This is a genomic window from Olsenella sp. An290, assembly GCF_002159535.1.
In the GTDB taxonomy this organism is placed as follows: domain Bacteria; phylum Actinomycetota; class Coriobacteriia; order Coriobacteriales; family Atopobiaceae; genus Thermophilibacter.
On sequence record NZ_NFIU01000005.1, the window covers coordinates 65595 to 83485 of the forward strand.

Here is a 17891-nt window from a genome sequence, read left to right on the forward strand (position 1 = left end):
GTGTACGTACCCGGCGGGAGTGTACGTAACCCACCGGGAATGAGGGCCGGGGCGCGCCGGCAAGAGGGGCGAGAAGGACCTCGTCCCATCGGGGCGCACAAAAGAAGCCCGGGCCCCTTACGGGACCCGGGCGGGCTCTGCGTGGTGCGCCCAGGGGGATTCGAACCCACGACCTTCTGCTCCGGAGGCAGACGCTCTCATCCACTGAGCTATGGGCGCGCGCAGGGGCCAGTATAGCGGATTTCCGGCGCGGCGGGCGCGAGGTTGTCCCAAGTGCGCGCGCCGCCCACGTCCCGGGCGGGCGCGGCCCTCCCTTTCGTAGGCTTTCGGTGGGCGCCCCAAGGGCGTGGCACAATGGTCCGCACCCGGAGCGAGAGGGGAGAGATGGCCCAGACCAACCAGACCAGGCAGAGCCCGGCCGCCCGTGGCCTCACCGACGAGGAGGTGGCGGCCCGCGTGGCCGACGGGCGCACCAACGCCAACACCGACGTGCGCACCAAGTCCGTGGGGCAGATCGTGGCCGAGCACGCCCTCACGCTCTTCAACGCCGTGAACCTCCTGCTCGCGGTGCTCGTCCTCCTCACCGGCCAGTACCGCAACATGCTCTTCATGTGCGTGGTCGCGGCGAACCTGCTCATCGGCGTCGTCCAGGAGGTCCGCGCCAAGCGCATGGTCGACCGGCTCACCATCCTCACGCAGAAGGAGGTGACGGTCGTGCGCGCCGGGGGCGAGCGGACGCTGCCTCCCGCCGAGCTCGTGGCCGACGACCTCGTGCGCCTTGCCCACGGCGACCAGGTGCCCGCCGACGCCGTCATCGTGGAGGGCTTCGTCTCCATGAACGAGAGCCTGCTCACGGGCGAGTCAAAGCCGGTCTCCAAGGGGCCGGGCGACGAGCTGCTCTCGGGCAGCTTCGTGGACGCGGGCAGCCTCCTCGCGCGCGTGACGCGCGTGGGCGCCGAGGGCTACGCGGCGCGCATCAACGCGGAGGCCAAGTACGTCAAGGCCGTCCGCTCGGAGATCCAGGACACGCTCCGCGCGATCATCCGGCTCGGCACGGCGGTCCTCGTGCCGCTGGGCCTGGGCCTGTTCCTGCGCACCCGCCTCATGGACGGGGCCGCGCTCGAGGACGCGGTCCTCACCTCCGTGGCCGCCGTCATCGGCATGATCCCGCAGGGGCTCGTCCTGCTCACCTCTTCGGTCCTCGCCATCGCGACCTTCCGCCTGGGCCGGCGCATGGTCCTCGTCCAGCAGGCCTACTGCGTGGAGACGCTCGCGCGCGTGGACACGCTCTGCCTCGACAAGACCGGCACCATCACGACGGGCGAGATGGAGGTCGGAAGCGTCGTGGCCGCCCCGGGGGCCTGCGAGGGCGACGTCGAGGACGCCCTCGCCCGGATCGCGCGGGCCAACGAGGCGGACGCCAACGAGACCTCGCGCGCACTGCTGCGGCACGCGGCCGAGAAGGACCTCGCGCCGGAGCCCGCCCGCCGCGCCGTGCCCTTCTCCTCGGCCCGCAAGTACTCCGGCTGCGTCACCGCGGACGGCCGCGCGCTCGTCATGGGCGCGGCCTCCTTCGTGCTCGGGCGGGGGCGCACGGGCGAGGCCGACGCGCTGGCGAGGGCCTTCGACGCCACCGAGCGTGTGCTCGTGGTGGGGGAGTGCGCGTCCTTCTCGGACGAGGGCGAGATCGTGGGCGAGGTGCGCCTGCTCGGGTGCGTGGCCATCCGCGACGAGATCCGCGCGACCGCGGGCGAGACGATGCGCTTCTTCCTCGAGCAGGGCGTGGAGCTGCGCGTCATCTCCGGCGACGACCCGCGCACCGTGGCCGCCATCGCCGAGCGGGCGGGCGTTCCCGAGGCCGGGCGCTACGTGGACGCCACGACGCTCGACACCCCCGAGAAGCTCGACGCGGCGGTCGACGAGGCGCGCGTCTTCGGCCGGGTGACGCCGCAGCAGAAGCGTGACCTCGTGCGGGCGCTCCACCGCCGCGGGCGCACGGTGGCCATGACGGGCGACGGCGTGAACGACGTGCTCGCGCTGCGCGAGGCGGACTGCTCGGTGGCCATGGCCTCGGGCTCGGCCGCGGCGAGAAACGTCTCCGAGATCGTGCTCGCCGACAACGACTTCGCCCACATGCCCGAGGTCGTGGCGGAGGGCCGCCGCTCGATCAACAACCTCCAGCGCTCGGCCTCGCTCTTCCTCGTGAAGACCGTCTTCACGGCCGTGCTCGCGCTCGTCTGCATCGTGATGCCGCCCTACCCCTTCATCCCCATCCAGATGTCGCTGCTCTCCACGGCGGTGATCGGCATTCCGTCCTTCGTCCTGGCGCTCGAGCCCAACCACGAGCTCGTGCGGGGCAACTTCCTCGTCAACGTGCTCGCGCGCTCGCTTCCCGCCTCGGCCGCCATCGTCTGCGCGCTTCTCGCCGAGCTCGTCTGCGGGCGCGCGCTCGGCCACTCCTTCGGGGAGATCTCGTCGGTCTGCACCGTGCTCGTGGCCTTTGTGGGGGTCGCCCTCGTCTGGCGCATCTCCCAGCCGATGACGCCCCTGCGCGCGGCGCTGCTCGCCGTCATCATCGCCATTGTTGCGCTTGGGTGTACGCTCCTGGCCCCGTTCTTCGAGATCGTGGACTTTACGGGTAGCATGGGAGCGGTGATCGTCGCGGCGGGGATCGTCGCCGTGGCCTTCTTCTGCTGGCTGTACGACCGCTCGCTCGCCAGGCTCGGCTCGAGCGAGCGCTTCCTTGAGTTCGTGAGAAAGGTGGAGGGCAGAAATGACAGCAACTAGCAACCTTGCGGCCGCGGTGCGCGCGGCGCGCCGCCCCGTCACCCTCGAGGCCGGCGGCATCGAGCGGCACGCGCACGTGGTGTCCGGCATCCCCGGCGCCGAGCGGCTGCCCCGCTCCCTCGTCGTCCTTCTCGAGAACGTCGTGCGCCGCGCCGCCAGCGACGACGACGCCGTCCGCATGGCCGAGGCCGTGGTCTCGGCGGGCCTTGCGGGCACGGCCGGCGACGAGATCGAGTTCATGCCCGCCCGCGTGCTCTTCCAGGACTTCACGGGGGTGCCCGTCTTCGTCGACTTTGCCGCCATGCGCGACGCGATGGTCGAGCTCGGCGGGGACCCGCTGCGCGTGAACCCGCAGATCCCCTGCACGCTCGTGGTGGACCACTCCGTCATCGCCGACGACGCCGAGTGCGCGGGCGCCGTCGAGTCAAACCAGGAGACCGAGGCCGCCCGCAACCGCGAGCGCTTCGCCTTCCTCAAGTGGGCGAGCCGCTCCTTCCAGAACGTCGAGATCGTGCCGCCCGGCGGCGGCATCTGCCACCAGCTCAACATCGAACGCTTCGCGAGCGTCGTGACGACCGACGCGCTCTGCCGCTCCGAGACCCCCATGGCCTGCTTCGACACGCTCGTGGGCACCGACTCGCACACGCCGACCGCCAACGGCGCGGGCGTCCTCGGCTGGGGCGTCGGCGGCATCGAGGCCGAGGCCGCCGCGCTCGGCCAGCCCGTCTCCATGCTCGTCCCGCCCGTGGTGGAGCTGCGCCTCACGGGCGCGCTCTCGGCGGGCGTCTCCGGCATGGACGTCGCGCTCACCGTGGCCGAGCGCCTGCGCGCCGAGGGCGTCGTCGGCTCCTTCGTCGAGGTCACGGGCCCGGGCGCGTCCGAGCTCTCCGCGACGCAGCGCGCCTGCGTCTCCAACATGACGCCGGAGTACGGCGCCACGGTCACGCTCTTCCCCGTGGACGACGTCACCCTGGGCTACCTCGCCCTCACCGGGCGCGACGCCGGCGAGCTCGCCTTTGCGCGCACCTACCTCGAGGCGCAGGGCGTCCTCGGCGACGCCGGCGGCCGCGTCTACGCCCGCACCATCGAGCTCGACCTCGCCTCCGTCGAGCCGTCGCTCGCCGGCCCCTCGCGCCCGCACGACCGCGTGGGCGTCTCCGGCGTCCGCGAGCGCTTCGAGTCCGCCGCGCGCGCGGCGGGCCGCGACCTCTCCGCCACCTTCGAGGTCGAGGGGGCGGGCGAGCTCTCCCACGGTGCCATCGCCATCGCCGCCATCACGAGCTGCACCACGGCGACCGACCCGGCCATGATGGTCGCGGCCGGGCTCCTCGCGCGCCACGCCCGCGAGCGCGGCCTCGCGCCGCGGCCCTGGGTCAAGAAGATCCTCGCCCCGGGCAGCCAGGCCACCGAGCTTCTGCTCGAGCGCTGCGGCCTCACCCGGCCCCTTCGCGAGCTAGGCTTCTTCACCTGCGGCTTTGGCTGCATGAGCTGCATCGGCAACTCCGGCGACATCAAGGCGTGCCTCGCGCCCCACGCCGCCGAGATGGAGCTCACGAGCGTGCTCTCCGGCAACCGCAACTTCGAGGGCCGCATCTCGCCGGACGTGAGCCAGAACTACCTCTGCGCGCCCGCGCTCGTGGTGGCCTACTCGATCGCGGGCACCATGGACGTGGACCTCACGCGCGAGCCGCTCGGCATGGACGCGGACGGCCGGCCGGTCATGCTCGCCGACGTCATGCCGACCGACGAGGAGGTCGCCTCCGCCCTCGCGGCGAACCTCGACGCGGGCCTGTTCGCCGAGGCGTCCGCGGGCCTCATGGAGGGCTCGCCCGCCTGGCGCGCCATCGAGTCCTCCCAGTCCGCGACCTTCCCGTGGGACCCCGACTCCACCTACGTCCGTCGCGCGCCCTACTTCGACATCGCCCGCGCCCAGGACGTGGTCGAGGTGGCGGGCGCCCGCGCGCTCGCGCTGCTCGGCGACTTCGTCACGACCGACCACATCTCGCCCGCGGGCTCCATCGCCGCGGACTCCCCGGCGGCCCGCTACCTCGAGGCCCACGGCGTCGAGCGCCAGGACTTCAACACCTACGGCGCCCGCCGCGGCAACCACGAGGTCATGGCGCGCGGGACCTTCGCCAACGTCAAGCTCAGAAACGCGCTCGCCGACGGGCGCGTGGGCGGCTGGACCAAGAACCTGCTCACCGGCGAGCTCCAGCCGATCTTCGACGCCGCCGAGGCCTACCGCACGGCGGGCGTGCCGCTCGTCGTGGTGGCCGGCAAGCTCTACGGCTCCGGCTCGAGCCGCGACTGGGCGGGCAAGGGGCCGCTGCTCCTCGGCGTGCGCGCGGTCATCGCGGAGAGCTTCGAGCGGATCCACCGCTCCAACCTCGTCCAGATGGGCGTGCTGCCGCTCCAGTTCGCGGAGGGGGAGGGCGCCGAGTCGCTCGGCATCCGGGGCGACGAGACCTTCGACGTCGCGCCCGTGGACCTCACGGGGGGCCTGCCCGCGAGCCCGCGCACCCGCGTCGTCGCCACCAGGCCCGACGGCACCTCCTTCAGCTTCGAGTGCGTTGTGCGCATCGACACCCCGATGGAGGGCGCCTTCCTCGCAAAGGGTGGTATCCTCCCTTACGTTCTTGACGTCCTGCGCTCGGCGTAAAGGGGGCTGCCGCGCACATGATCTGCTCCACCTGCGGTTCTCGCATCCCTGACGGCTCGCACGTCTGCCCGATGTGCCACGCGCCCCAGGACACCACCCAGAGCCTCTCGCTCGACGGCGCCACCTGGTGCCCCGGCTGCGGGGCCCTCGTCGGCCCCGGGGTCGAGGTGTGCCCCAAGTGCGGCACCACCGTCGCGCCGTCCGGCCCCGGCCGGCCCGTGCGCGACCTCGACCTCCCCGAGATCGGCAACACCGACGCCCTCGACCTCACGGCCGTCCCGCAGATCGAGAGCGCCATCCCCTCCGCCGACGACGCCGCGACCCCGGGCGCCCTGCGCGACCGCATCCCGCGCCCCCGCGCCTTTGCGTTCGCCGCCCTTCTCGCCCTGGTCGTGGTGGGCGGCGTCGCCCTCTACATCACGCACCCCTGGGACCCCAGCGCCACGAGAATCTCCGCCGAGGTCCCGGCCGACACCTCCATGCAGGGCTTCCCGGGCTTCGTGGAGAGCCTCAGGGGGCAGGACGTGAGCAAGGCCGACCCCTCCTCGGCTCAGACGGCCGAGGAGGTGATCGCCGAGAAGTTCGAGGCCCTCTCCGAGCTCTCCGCCCGTGCCGACGCGTGCGAGAAGGACCTCTCGTCGACGGGCGTCTCCGGCACCGCGGAGGAGCGCGCCGCGGGCCTCGACGCCGCCCGCGGCGTGGCCATCGACGTCTCCAACCTCATCACCAAGATCGACGCCCTCGGCACGAGCGACTCCGACCACGCCGAGGACGTCGAGCACCTGAAGACCCTCTCGAGCTGGCTGCGCAACCGCTGCGACGCCCTGAGCGCCGCCTGGGAGCTCTCGTCCGCCTCCGATGACCCGGAGGCGGACTCCGAGCGCATCCTCGCGCGCGCCGAGGCGGGCGCGGACTACGCGCGCCTCTTCGAGGAGAACTTCGAGGCGTGGTCCTAGCCCCGGCTTCTCTGCCGAATCTGTGAAAGAAGTCGCTTCCTGCTAGAATTAGTGAGCTGGAAGTACCTAGAGCCGTGCCGCGGCACGTTCGCACAGGAGGGGACATGGGCTTCATCCAAGACCCGCTCTACACGCCCACCTACGAGGTCATCGGCGACGAGGTCGCCGTCTTCGACACCTCCCGGGGCACCATCCGCGTCCGCCTTGACGGCGACGGCGCGCCCGTTCACGTGGCCAACTTCTGCGAGCTCGCCACGGGCGGGTTCTACGACGGGTTGAAGTTCCACCGCTACGTCCCGGGATTTGTCATCCAGGGCGGCTGCCCCAACACGCGCGAGATGTCCCCCGAGGACGTCGCCGCCGGCCGCGTGGGCCCCACGGGGCGCCCCGGCACGGGCGGCCCCGGCTACCGCATCCGCGAGGAGTACAGCACCAACCCGCGCAACTCGCACGAGGACCGCGCGCTGGCCATGGCCCGCTCCATGGACCCCAACTCGGCGGGCTCGCAGTTCTACTTCTGCCTTGGCCCCCAGCACGGCCTTGACTCCGGCTACACGGTCTTCGGCCAGACCGTCGAGGGGGGAGACGTCATCGGCGAGCTGCGCCAGGGAGACGTCATCAACGCCGTGAGGATCGAGCACGAGCGCGCCTAGCCGGCGCCTGAACTTGGAGGTTTTCCGTGAATCAGCAGGCTTACGAATCAGGCAAGCTCGCCTATCAGAACGCCGATTGGCTCGGCGCGGTCACCCGCCTCTCCGACGCCCTCGAGCCCGGCGAGGTCTCCGGTGAGGTCAACCACCTGCGCGGCAACGCCTACATGAAGCTCGGCCAGTTCGACTCGGCGGCCGGCGCCTACGAGGCCGCCCTCGCCGACGACGCCTACGGCAAGCGCGGGGCCCTCAGCTGCAACCGCGGCCGCGCCCTGCTCGCCGCCGGTCGCGCCCAGGAGGCCGTCGCCGCGCTGACCGACGCCGTCGCCGACTCCTCCTACGCGACGCCCTACAAGGCCTACATGGCCCTCGGCTCCGCCTACGAGCGCCTCGGCGACGTCCGCAACGCCGGCATCGCCTACCGCAGCGCCGCGATCGACGAGTCCAACCCGTCCCCGTCCGTCGCGCTCTCGAGCCTGGGCGGCTGCTTCATGCGCCTCGGCCGTGCCGTCGACGCCGTCGAGGCCTACCGCACCGCGCTCGACTTCACGACCCCGCTCGAGGACCAGAACCGCATCTGGTGCGACCTCGCGCTCGCCTACGTGGCCGCCAACCGCATGTCCGAGGCCGTCGACGCCTTCGGCCACGCCACCGCCGACGGCACGTTCGCGCTCTCCCCGGAGGCCCAGACGTCCTACGACGCGGCACGCCGTGCCGTGGCCGCCCTCGACGAGCGCCGCCCCTCCGAGACCGACGCCTTCCTCGCCGCGGCCGGCTACGGCGGCGGCTACGACCCGCTCGACCCGAGCGGCGCCTCCGACGCGCTCATGCCCTCCCCCGAGGACACCGGGTTCTTCTCGGTCACCGAGGAGGACCTCATGGCCGCCGACGCCGAGCAGCGCAAGGTCCGCCGCAAGCACCGCCACACCGGCCTCAAGGTCTTCATCGTCATCCTGGTCCTGCTCATCCTCGCGGGCGCCGCGGCCGGCTTCCTGTACTTCAGGGGCTATGGCTGGCCCACCCAGGAGTCCGTCGCCGAGCAGCTCTTCGACGCCAAGACCTCGGGCTCCGACATCGCCCAGTTCATGACGAGCGGCACGCCCACCTCCCAGGTGCAGGAGGTCTCCGACGTCCTGCCCGCCGGCGCCACCGTCACCGTGGACGGCGTCGACCGCTCCATGACCTCCTCGACCGTCCACGTCGTCGCCACCACCTCGCAGGGCGGCGAGCAGCGCTACGCCATCGAGATGCTTCGCGACGGCGTCGGCTGGAAGGTCTCGCAGGTCACCCCCGAGTACGCCTCCAATGCGAACGAGGACTAGGCGGTAGCATGTCACTTTTCGACCGACTCTTCGGAGAGTACAGCGGCGACCTCGCCATCGACCTGGGCACCGCCAACACGCTCGTGGCCGTGCGCGGCCAGGGCATCGTCATCAACGAGCCCTCGGTCGTCGCCATCGACAAGAGCGAGAGCCGCGTGCTCGCCGTGGGCGCCGACGCCAAGCGCATGATTGGCCGCACGCCGGGCTCGATCATCGCCGAGCGCCCGCTCAAGGACGGCGTCATCGCCGACTTCGACGTCACCGAGGTCATGCTCCGCTACTTCATCGAGAAGGCGCGCGGGACGCACTACCCGTGGTCCCCGCGCCCGCGCGTCGTGGTCTGCGTCCCCTCGGGCGTCACCTCCGTCGAGAAGCGCGCGGTCTTCGAGGCCACCATCTCGGCAGGCGCCCGCCAGGCCTACCTCATCGAGGAGCCGATGGCCGCGGCCATCGGCGCCGACCTCCCCATCGAGGACCCGACGGGCTCCATGGTCGTCGACATCGGCGGCGGCACCACCGAGGTCGCCGTCATCTCCATGGGCGGCATCGTCGTCTCCCAGTCCATCCGGACGGCGGGCGACGAGTTCGACCAGACGATCCTCCAGCACGTCCGCGACGCCTACAACCTCTCCATCGGCGAGCGCACGGCCGAGGACATCAAGATCAAGGTCGGCTCCGCGGCCCCGCTCGCCGAGGAGCTCGACGTCGAGGTCAACGGCCGCGACGTGATGAGCGGCCTGCCCAAGAGCGTCCGGATCGAGAGCGAGGAGATCCGCCGCGCGCTCGACCGCCCGCTCGACGAGGTCACCAAGGCCGTCAAGGACGCGCTCGACGTGACCCCGCCCGACCTTGCCTCCGACCTCATGTACTACGGCATCCTCCTCACCGGCGGCGGCGGGCTTCTCCGCGGCCTCGACCAGCGCCTGCGCGAGGAGACCGGAGTGCCCGTCAACGTGAGCCCCACGGCGCTCGAGAACGTCGTCAACGGGTGCGCCAAGGTCCTCGAGGCCAACGCGCTCTCGGGCGGCTTCGTCCAGTCCGCGGGCCAGTAGGCGTGCCTCTTTCCGGGTCCCGTCGGCCCCAGCGGCCGACCATCGGCAACAGCAGACAGTCAACGGGCGGGCGCGCCCTCGTCGTGTGCGCCCTCCTCTCGGTGGCCCTCTTCACCGTGAGCTGCAGGCTCGGTGACGAGGGCCCGCTCGCCCTCGTGAGGGGCGGCTTCCAGGCCGCCACCTACCCGGTCCGCTACCTCGGCGCCACCATAGCGGCCCCCTTCCAGGGGCTCGGCAACGTGGTCACCAACCTCACCGCGGACCAGGCGACCCTCTCCGAGCTCAGGCAGGAGAACGACGAGCTGCGCGCCCGCAACGTCGCGCTCGAGGAGGACGCCAGGACCGCCGAGCGCCTCCAGGGGCTGCTCGACCTGCGCGACGCGAACAACCTCCAGTCCACGGCGGCCCGGATCATCTCCGGCCCCTCCGACTCCTGGTCCACGACCGTGACCATCGACAAGGGCACCTCCTCGGGCCTCACCGTGGGCATGCCCGTCACCGCGTCGAGCGGCGTCATCGGCCAGATCGTGGCGTGCGGCCCCGTCACCTCCACCGTGCGCCTCATCACCGACGAGAACTCCTCGGTCTCGGCCATGGTCCAGTCGAGCCGCGCCCAGGGGATGCTCGAGGGCACGGTCACGGGCCAGGTGCAGCTCTCCCTCATACGCTCCGGCCAGCAGGTTGCCATCGGTGACGTGGTGGTGACGAGCGGCCTTGGCGGCGTCTTCCCCAAGGGCCTGCCCCTCGGCGAGGTCACGAGCGTCGAGGAGACCCCCGGCGCGCTCTACCTCGACGTCACCGTCGAGCCCTTCGCCCGCGCCGAGAGCTCGGAGGAGGTCCTCGTCATCACCTCGCTCACCGAGGAGCAGCAGGCCACGGCCGAGGACATCGCGGCGGCCGACGCCCAGGAGACGGGTGCGGCGTCCTCCGGGGACCAGCAGCAGGACACGACGGAGTAGGGGAGGCGCGGATGCAGGTCGCAGACAGGACGCGCGACGTCAGGGGGACGGTCCTTCTCGCCGTCGCCTGCGCGGTTCTCCAGCTCGCCGTGGCGCCCAACGTGGGCATCGGCAACGGGCGCGCCAACTTCGCCCTCGTCTTCGCGGCCTGCGTCGCCCTGCGTCACGGCGGCCGCAGGGGCGTCGTCACGGGCTTTCTCTCGGGCCTCTTCTTCGACCTCTCGACGACCGGCCCCATCGGCCTCATGGCCTTCTGCCTCACCGTGGCCTGCTACGCCCTCGGCATCGAGGTCCGCGACCGCATGGCCGGCGAGCTCTCCTCCACGATGGCCCACTTCGCCGCCGTCAGCCTCGGCGTCTCGCTCGTCTACCACCTCGCCATGCTCCTCGTGGGCCAGGCCGGGTCGCTGATCGACGTCGTCGTCTTCAGGACGCTTCCCACCTGGGCGCTCACCGTGGTCTCCTTCCTGCCCTTCGCCTACTACTACTCGCGCCTGCGCGCCTCCGGGCCCGAGCTCGGCGCGGGTCGCCTCTCGCGACGGGGCCGCTAAGGGGCGCGGATGGACCTCTCCCTTGTGATCATCATCGCGTGCGCGGTGCTCGCCGTGGCGCTCATCGTGGTCTTCCTCGTCTTTGGCCGAGGGGAGCAGGCCTTCACGCTCGACATCGGCGGCTCGTCTCCGCGCGCCTCGGGCGGCTCCGACGCCTCCCCCGAGAAGACCCTCTCCTCGCGCCTCGTCGGGCTCGCCGTCGTGGTGGGCGGCGTCTTCGCCACGCTCGTGGCCCGCCTCTGGTCGATGCAGCTCGTCTCGAGCGAGCAGTACGCCGAGCAGGCCGAGTCCAACCGCACCAGCACGGTCTACACCCAGGCCCCGCGCGGGCGCATCCTGGACCGCAACGGCGTGGAGCTCGTGGGGAACCGCCCGAGCCTCACCGTCGCCGCGAGCTCCGAGGTCCTTGACGACGAGGTCGAGGTCACCCTCCTCGCCAACCTCATCGGCATGCCCGCGCAGGCCGTGCGCCGCAAGCTCCAGGACACCACCGAGGGCTACCAGAGCCTGCGCACGATCTCGGTGGACGTCTCTCGCCGGGTCGTCGCCTACGTGGGCGAGCACCCCGAGGTCTTTCCCGGCGTGCGGGTCCAGGAGCGCACGCAGCGCTCCTACCCCTTCGGGACCCTCGCGGCCCACGTGGTCGGCTACACCGGCACCGTCACCGACGACCAGCTCAAGGCGAGCGCCGAGGGCGGGGAGGGCACGGTCGCCTACCGCTCCGGCGACGTGGTGGGCCAGACCGGCATCGAGTACGAGTACGAGAGCGTCCTGCAGGGCGTCCGGGGGGAGCAGGTCGTCTACGTGGACGCCCACGGCAACGTGCTGGGTGAGTCCACGAGCATCGCGCCGCAGAGCGGCTCGGACCTCGTCCTGACCATCGACGTCAACGTTCAGAAGACGGCGGAGGAGTCCCTCGCGCGCATCCTCGAGGAGCAGCGCGCGAGCGGGCGGGCGGCCGTGGGCGGCTCGGTCGTGGTGCTCGACTGCACCAACGGCGAGGTCCTCGCCATGGCGAGCGCGCCGACCTTCTCGCCGAGCTCCTTCGTCGGCGGCATCTCCACGGCCGACTGGGACGCCCTCCAGGCCGAGGGCTCCAACTACCCCATGCTCAACCGGGCCATCGCGGGACAGTACGCGCCCGGCTCGGTCATCAAGCCGCTCACCTCGTTCGCGGCGCTCGACAAGGGCATCGCGACCCCGCAGTCGAGCTGGTACTGCACCGGCTGGTGGACCTGGTCGGGCAACCAGTCCGACACCGCGGGCATGCGCTGCTGGAAGCGCAGCGGGCACGGCGCCATCGGGCTCTCCGGTGGCATCACCTACTCCTGCGACGTGGTCTTCTACGAGATCGGCAAGGGCTTCTACTACTCGGAGAGCGACCCGGAGGGCATGCAGGAGACCTTCCGCCGCTACGGGCTCGGCTCGGCGACGGGCATCGATCTGCCCGGCGAGGAGGTCGGGCGCGTCCCGGACGCCCAGTGGAAGTGGGACCACTACAAGAGCATGGGCTACTCCGACGAGGACTGCACCTGGCAGGGGGGCGAGAACGCCAACCTCGCCATCGGGCAGGGCGACCTGCTCGTGACGAGCCTCCAGATGGCCACCGCCTACTGCGGCATCGCCAACGGCGGCCCCGTCTGGCGTCCGCACCTCATGAGGGGCGTGCGCTCCCGCATCGGCGACGGGCTCGTCTCCGAGTACCGCTGCGAGCAGCTCGCCGACGTGGAGGAGGACGCGGGCTTCCGCGACGTGGTGGCCACCGGCATGCAGGGCGTCGTCTACGAGGAGGACCCCGCGCAGACCTCCCACTGGACCAACCTCGACGTCACGGTCCGAGGAAAGACGGGCACGGCCGAGCAGACCGCGTCGGACCGCTCCGTCTGCTGGTTCGGCGCCTACGCGCCCGCCGAGGACCCCAGGTACGTCGTCTTCTCCAACGTCGACGGCGGATCGGGCGGCGGCGCCACGGCCATGCTCGTGGTACGCGACGTCTTCGGGCAGATCTACGGGCAGCCCGACACCTCGACCGTGCCCGTCGCGGGAATCGACTAGGGAGGCTCGCCATGGCCGCAGACATCACCGGACCCGGGGCCGAGCGGGGCCCCCTCGGCGCGCTTGTCGCCCGCCGCGGCGGCAGGGGCTCCTCCGAGGGCAAGCGCGTGGGGCAGCGCCAGGGCCCGCTCTCGGGCCTCTACCTCTCGCAGCTCATCCCGACCCTGCTCATCCTCATCGTGAGCGTGGTCACCATGTGGTCCTGCTCCCTCGCGCTCGAGGACGCCAACTTCGTGAGCCACCTCGCCGGCATCGGCCTGGGCCTTGCGGTCGCCTTTGTCATCTGGCGCTACGACACGCGGGCCCTCTCCGGCATGACGACGGCCCTCTTCGTCCTGGCCTGCGTCCTCATGCTCCTGCCCAAGGTTCCGGGCCTCGGCTGGGAGGGCGGGCTCGGCATGGTCGGCTGGGTCAAGATCGGGCCGCTGCGCTTCCAGCCCTCCGAGCCCGGCAAGCTCGTGGTCATCCTTCTCATGGCGTCGGCCTGCGCCCAGTACAACGGCAAGATCGAGTCCCTGCGCGACTACGTGAAGCTCTGCGGGACGCTCCTCGTCCCGCTCCTGCTCATCATGATCACGGACCTCGGGACCGGCCTCATGATCTTCTTCGCGGGCGCCACCATCATCATCTGCAGCGGCGCGCCCCGCACGTGGATCTTGGTCACCATAGCGCTCATCGTGGGCATCGCGGCGCTCGTCGTGGTGACGTCGTCCATCGAGGGGCTCCCGCACGTCCTGCAGCCCTACCAGCTCAAGCGCCTCACGGTCTTCATCGACCCCGAGGGCGCCACCACCGACGACGGGTACAACCTCCTCCAGGCCAAGATCGCCATCGGCTCGGGCGGGCTTCTGGGCAAGGGAATCGGGAACGCCTCGCAGATGCTCACCGGGTTTCTCCCCGAGGCCCACACCGACTTCATCTTCGCGACCTTCGCGGAGGAGTTCGGCTTTCTCGGGTCGGTGGGCCTGCTCGCCCTGTTCACGTGGATGATCCTGGCCACGGTCTTTCTCGCCATGCGCGTGGAGTCGCCCTTCTCCAAGCTCCTGCTCGTGGGCTGTGCCGCGATGTGGCTCTTCCAGGTGCTCGAGAACGTGGGCATGTGCATCGGCATCATGCCCATCACGGGCATCCCGCTGCCCTTCATGAGCTACGGCTCCTCGTCGATGATCTCCCAGCTCGCCGCCGTGGGAATCGTCCAGTCCGTGTGGCGGCACCGCCAGAAGGTCGCCTAGGCCCGAGGGCCCGTCCCGTTGGGAGATTGAGATGTCAGCAAGCAAGGTATCGGCCGGCCGCGTGCTCGAGGTGCTCTCCTCCGCGCTCGAGGCCCGGCGCGACCGCGACGCCCGCGTCTGCGTGCGGGTGCACGTGGACGCGGACTGCCCGCGCGCCGTGGCGCTCGCGGTGCGCGACGCCCTCGTCGCCGAGCGCGCGGGGGGCGTCGTGGAGGTTCGGGACGCGACCGACGACCACGGCGAGGCGCCCGACGCCGTCGTCGTGCTCGCGGGGCGGGGGGACTGCGGCGGGCTCGTGGGCTCCTACGCCCGCGCCGGCGTCCCCGTCTGCGTGGTCGTGGAGGGCGCCCTCGACGCGCCCGAGCCCGAGCTCCCCGAGGGGGCGCGCGACCTCGTGGGCGTCCTGGCCGTCTCGGAGCCGACGGACGTGCCCGCGCGGCTCGCGGGCTGGCTGGCGGGCCACGCGCCGCGCGCCATCGCCCTTGCCGCCAACTTCCCCTTCTGCCGGCGCGCCGTCACCGACGAGCTGATCGCGCGCTCGGCCGCCGAGAACGCGGTCGTCGGCGCCGTGGCCCTCATCCCGGGCTCGGACCTCCCGATCATGTGCGCCAACCAGTCCAAGCTCGCGCTCGACATCGCCTGCGCCTACGGCCGCCCCACCGACCTCGAGCGCGTCGCCGAGGTGGCGGGGGTCGTCGGCGCGGGATTTGCCTGGCGCGCGCTCGCCCGCGCCGCGCTCGGGCTCGTCCCGGGGCTCGGCGGCCTCGTCAGGGCCGGCGTGGGCTTTGGGGGGACCCTCGCGTGCGGCCGGGCCCTGAGGGCCCGCCTCGAGGCGCAGGACGCCCCGCGCCCGCGCGGCGGCATGGCCGCGCGCCCGTCCGCCGCCGCCATGCCCGCGGCGGACGGCTACGTGACCATTGGGGGCGATGTCGCGTGAGGGCCCGTCGCGAGAACCTCTTCCACCTGCTCGAGCCGCTGCTTCCCCACGTTGAGCACCCCGCCCGCTACCTCGATCACGAGTGGGGGTCCTGCCAGGACCAGGAGGGGCCCTTCCACCTCTGCATGGTCTACGCAGACGTCTACGAGGTGGGCCAGCCCAACCTCGGCGTCTCGATCCTCTACGAGCGCGTGAACGCCGAGGAGGGCATGAGCTGCGAGCGCTGCTACCTGCCCTGGAAGGACATGGCGGGCCTCATGCGCGCCCACGGCGTGCCGCTGCTCTCCCTCGAGGGCGCCGCGCCCCTGGCCTCCTTCGACGCCATCGGCTTCACGCTCGCCCACGAGCTCATCGCCACCAACGTCCTCGAGACGCTCGACCTTGCCGGAATCGCCCTCACCGCTGAGGAGCGCGACGAGGACGACCCCATCGTCCTGGCCGGCGGGCCCTCGGCCTGGAACTGCGAGCCCGTCGCCGCCGTCTTCGACGCGGTGCTCCTGGGCGACGGGGAGGAGTCCATCGTCGAGGTCTGCGCCTGCATCCGCGACGCCCGCGCCGAGGGGGTCCCCCGCGCGGAGCTCCTGCGGCGCCTCGCCCGCGCCCCGGGCACCTACGTCCCCTCGCTCTACGAGGTCGTCGTTGACGAGACCACCACCCGCTGGGGGCGCGCGGTGCCGCGGGCGGGGGAGGGGGCGCCCGAGGTCGTGCTCAAGCGCTGCATCCCCGACCTCTCCGAGACGCCCGCGGTGGCCCAGCGCATCGTCCCCTACATGGGCATCGTCCAGGACCGGCTCTCGCTCGAGGTGCTGCGCGGGTGCGCCCGCGGCTGCCGCTTCTGCCAGGCCGGCATGACCTACCGCCCCGTCCGCGAGCGCCCGGCCGAGCAGGTCGTCTCCTGCGGCGTCGAGGGGCTTCTCGCCAGCGGGCACAACGAGGTGTCCCTCACCTCGCTCTCGACGACCGACCACTCCCAGTGCGCCCGCATCCTGAACGAGATGAACGGGCGGCTCGAGGGGAGGGGCATCCGCATCTCGATCCCCTCGCAGCGCCTCGACTCCTTTGGCGTCGAGATGGCGGCCGCCGTGGCGGGCGGCAAGCGCGGGGGCCTCACGTTTGCCCCTGAGGCCGGCAGCCAGCGCCTGCGCGACGTGATCAACAAGAACGTGACCGAGGAGGACCTCGAGCGCGCGGCGAGAAACGCCTTCGAGCAGGGATGGCGCCGCATGAAGCTCTACTTCATGATGGGCCTGCCCACCGAGACCGACGAGGACGTCGTGGGGATCGCGCGGCTCGCCGAGCGCGTCCTCGAGATCGGGCGCGAGGTCGTGGGCCGCGGCGCCAAGAGCGGCGTCTCGGTCTCCATCTCCGTGGCCGTGCTCGTGCCCAAGGCGTTCACCCCCTTCCAGTGGGAGGGGCAGCTCGCCCCGGACGAGGTGCGCCGCCGCCAGCAGCTCCTCCTCTCCGAGGTCCGCGATCGCGCCATCCGCGTCTCCTACCACGGGGCGTCCGTCTCGCTCGTGGAGGGCGCCCTCTCCAAGATGGGCCGCGCGGGCTTTGGCCTCGTGCGGGCCGCATGGGAGCGCGGCGCGCGCTTTGACGCCTGGACGAGCGAGTTCTCCATCGACGTCTGGGAGCGCGCCGCCGAGGCGTGCGGGCTCGACCTCGTCGACGTGGCCTGCGAGCGGTTCCCGCTCACGGCACGGCTCCCCTGGGAGCACACCTCGCCCGGCGTCTCGACGGGCTACCTCCAGCGCGAGTGGCGGCGCGCGGCCGAGGGCGTCACGACCCCCGACTGCACCCGGGCGAGCTGCACGGGCTGCGGCGTCTGCCCGACCCTCGGCGTCCAGAACAAGATCCAGGAGGTGCGCGCATGACCCGCCTTGCGAGCCAGCCCTACGAGGGCCGTCCCCAGGACCTCCCCGTGAAGGCCGACCTCGCCCGCCTGCGGGTGGCCTACGTCAAGGACCGCCGCCTCGCCTACCTGGGGCACCTTGACCTCATCTCCACCGTCGAGCGCTGCGTGCGCCGATCGGGGCTGCCCTTCTCCATTGGCAACGGCTTCGCCCGGCGCATGCGCATCCAGTTCTCGAGCGCCCTTCCCGTCGGCGCCGCCTCGGACTGCGAGCTCTTTGACCTGCGTCTCGTCGAGCGCGTGGACGCCGAGGAGGCGCTCGCCGCCCTGCGCGCGGCCACGCCCGCGGCGCTCGCGCCCTACCGCGCGGCCTACGTGGACGGCCGCCTGCCCGCCCTGGAGGCCTGGCTCAACCGCGCGGAGTGGTCCGTGGAGCTCGGGCCCGCGTGCCCGGCAGACGAGCTCCTCGAGGCCATCCGCGAGGTGGCGCGCCGAGGGGAGCTCCGCTACCTGCGCGGGGAGAAGGAGAAGGTCGTCGACCTCACGCGGACGCTCGGCGGCTACGAGGTGGGCGAGGACGAGGCCGGCGGCCTGACGGTCGGCCTTGACACCCGCTCCGGCCCCGGCGGCGCGCTCCGGCCCCAGGTCCTTCTCGACGCGGCCTTCGCCGAGATGGGCCGTCCCGCCCCGGAGGGCCTGCGCGTGAGGAGGACGCGCCAGCTCCACGAGGAAAGTGGGCGTCTTGTGGAACCTTTCGGGCCCTTTTGCGCGGACGGCGACACACCAGTATCCTGAGTCAGGTCGCATCGACGTGGCACGGCGTGCGCTGCCGTCTTTTCCCTTACGGTATCCGCAGGTCACGGCAACTCTTCGTTGACG

Annotated in this window: 13 protein-coding genes and 1 tRNA gene; 13 read left to right on the plus strand and 1 reads right to left on the minus strand. The window is 71.9% G+C overall.

What is annotated here, in order from left to right:
* Positions 1 to 142: 142 nt before the first annotated feature.
* Positions 143 to 219, minus strand: a tRNA-Arg gene (locus B5F84_RS04670).
* Positions 220 to 384: 165 nt separating this feature from the next.
* Here B5F84_RS04670 and B5F84_RS04675 point away from each other — a divergent pair.
* From B5F84_RS04675 to B5F84_RS04735, 13 genes are all read left to right on the plus strand, one after another.
* Positions 385 to 2787, plus strand: a complete 2403-nt coding sequence (locus tag B5F84_RS04675; RefSeq protein ID WP_087321375.1) for an HAD-IC family P-type ATPase — start codon at positions 385 to 387, stop codon at positions 2785 to 2787.
* A complete protein-coding gene (gene acnA, locus B5F84_RS04680) occupies positions 2774 to 5446 on the plus strand; it encodes an aconitate hydratase AcnA (RefSeq protein WP_087321377.1) in 2673 nt (890 codons plus the stop codon). Before B5F84_RS04675 ends, acnA begins: the two co-directional genes overlap by 14 nt.
* A gap of 17 nt (positions 5447 to 5463) precedes the next feature.
* Positions 5464 to 6402 carry a zinc ribbon domain-containing protein gene (locus B5F84_RS04685; protein WP_087321379.1) on the plus strand — a complete coding sequence of 313 codons (939 nt, stop codon included), beginning with the start codon at positions 5464 to 5466 and terminating at the stop codon, positions 6400 to 6402.
* Positions 6403 to 6506: 104 nt separating this feature from the next.
* On the plus strand, positions 6507 to 7055 hold the full coding sequence (locus B5F84_RS04690) for a peptidylprolyl isomerase (protein WP_087321381.1): 549 nt from the start codon (positions 6507 to 6509) through the stop codon (positions 7053 to 7055).
* A 26-nt stretch (positions 7056 to 7081) separates the two neighbouring features.
* Entirely contained in the window at positions 7082 to 8374 is a 1293-nt protein-coding gene (locus B5F84_RS04695) for a tetratricopeptide repeat protein (RefSeq protein WP_087321383.1), read from the plus strand.
* A gap of 8 nt (positions 8375 to 8382) precedes the next feature.
* Positions 8383 to 9426 (plus strand): rod shape-determining protein, encoded by a 1044-nt coding sequence (locus B5F84_RS04700; RefSeq protein ID WP_087321385.1) that lies wholly within the window; start codon positions 8383 to 8385, stop codon positions 9424 to 9426.
* Positions 9427 to 9428: 2 nt separating this feature from the next.
* Entirely contained in the window at positions 9429 to 10385 is a 957-nt protein-coding gene (mreC, locus tag B5F84_RS04705; RefSeq protein ID WP_087321387.1) for a rod shape-determining protein MreC, read from the plus strand.
* A gap of 11 nt (positions 10386 to 10396) precedes the next feature.
* A complete protein-coding gene (gene mreD, locus B5F84_RS04710) occupies positions 10397 to 10936 on the plus strand; it encodes a rod shape-determining protein MreD (protein WP_087321389.1) in 540 nt (179 codons plus the stop codon).
* A gap of 9 nt (positions 10937 to 10945) precedes the next feature.
* Positions 10946 to 12991, plus strand: a complete 2046-nt coding sequence (gene mrdA, locus B5F84_RS04715; RefSeq protein ID WP_087321392.1) for a penicillin-binding protein 2 — start codon at positions 10946 to 10948, stop codon at positions 12989 to 12991.
* A gap of 11 nt (positions 12992 to 13002) precedes the next feature.
* Positions 13003 to 14223 (plus strand): FtsW/RodA/SpoVE family cell cycle protein, encoded by a 1221-nt coding sequence (locus B5F84_RS04720; protein WP_087321394.1) that lies wholly within the window; start codon positions 13003 to 13005, stop codon positions 14221 to 14223.
* A gap of 31 nt (positions 14224 to 14254) precedes the next feature.
* Positions 14255 to 15160: a hypothetical protein gene (locus tag B5F84_RS04725; protein ID WP_087321395.1), complete on the plus strand. Its 906-nt coding sequence runs from the start codon at positions 14255 to 14257 to the stop codon at positions 15158 to 15160.
* Positions 15157 to 17034: a TIGR03960 family B12-binding radical SAM protein gene (locus B5F84_RS04730; protein ID WP_087321397.1), complete on the plus strand. Its 1878-nt coding sequence runs from the start codon at positions 15157 to 15159 to the stop codon at positions 17032 to 17034. The genes B5F84_RS04725 and B5F84_RS04730 overlap by 4 nt, the downstream gene beginning before the upstream one ends.
* Positions 17031 to 17807 carry a TIGR03936 family radical SAM-associated protein gene (locus B5F84_RS04735; protein ID WP_087321399.1) on the plus strand — a complete coding sequence of 259 codons (777 nt, stop codon included), beginning with the start codon at positions 17031 to 17033 and terminating at the stop codon, positions 17805 to 17807. Before B5F84_RS04730 ends, B5F84_RS04735 begins: the two co-directional genes overlap by 4 nt.
* Positions 17808 to 17891 lie beyond the last annotated feature (84 nt).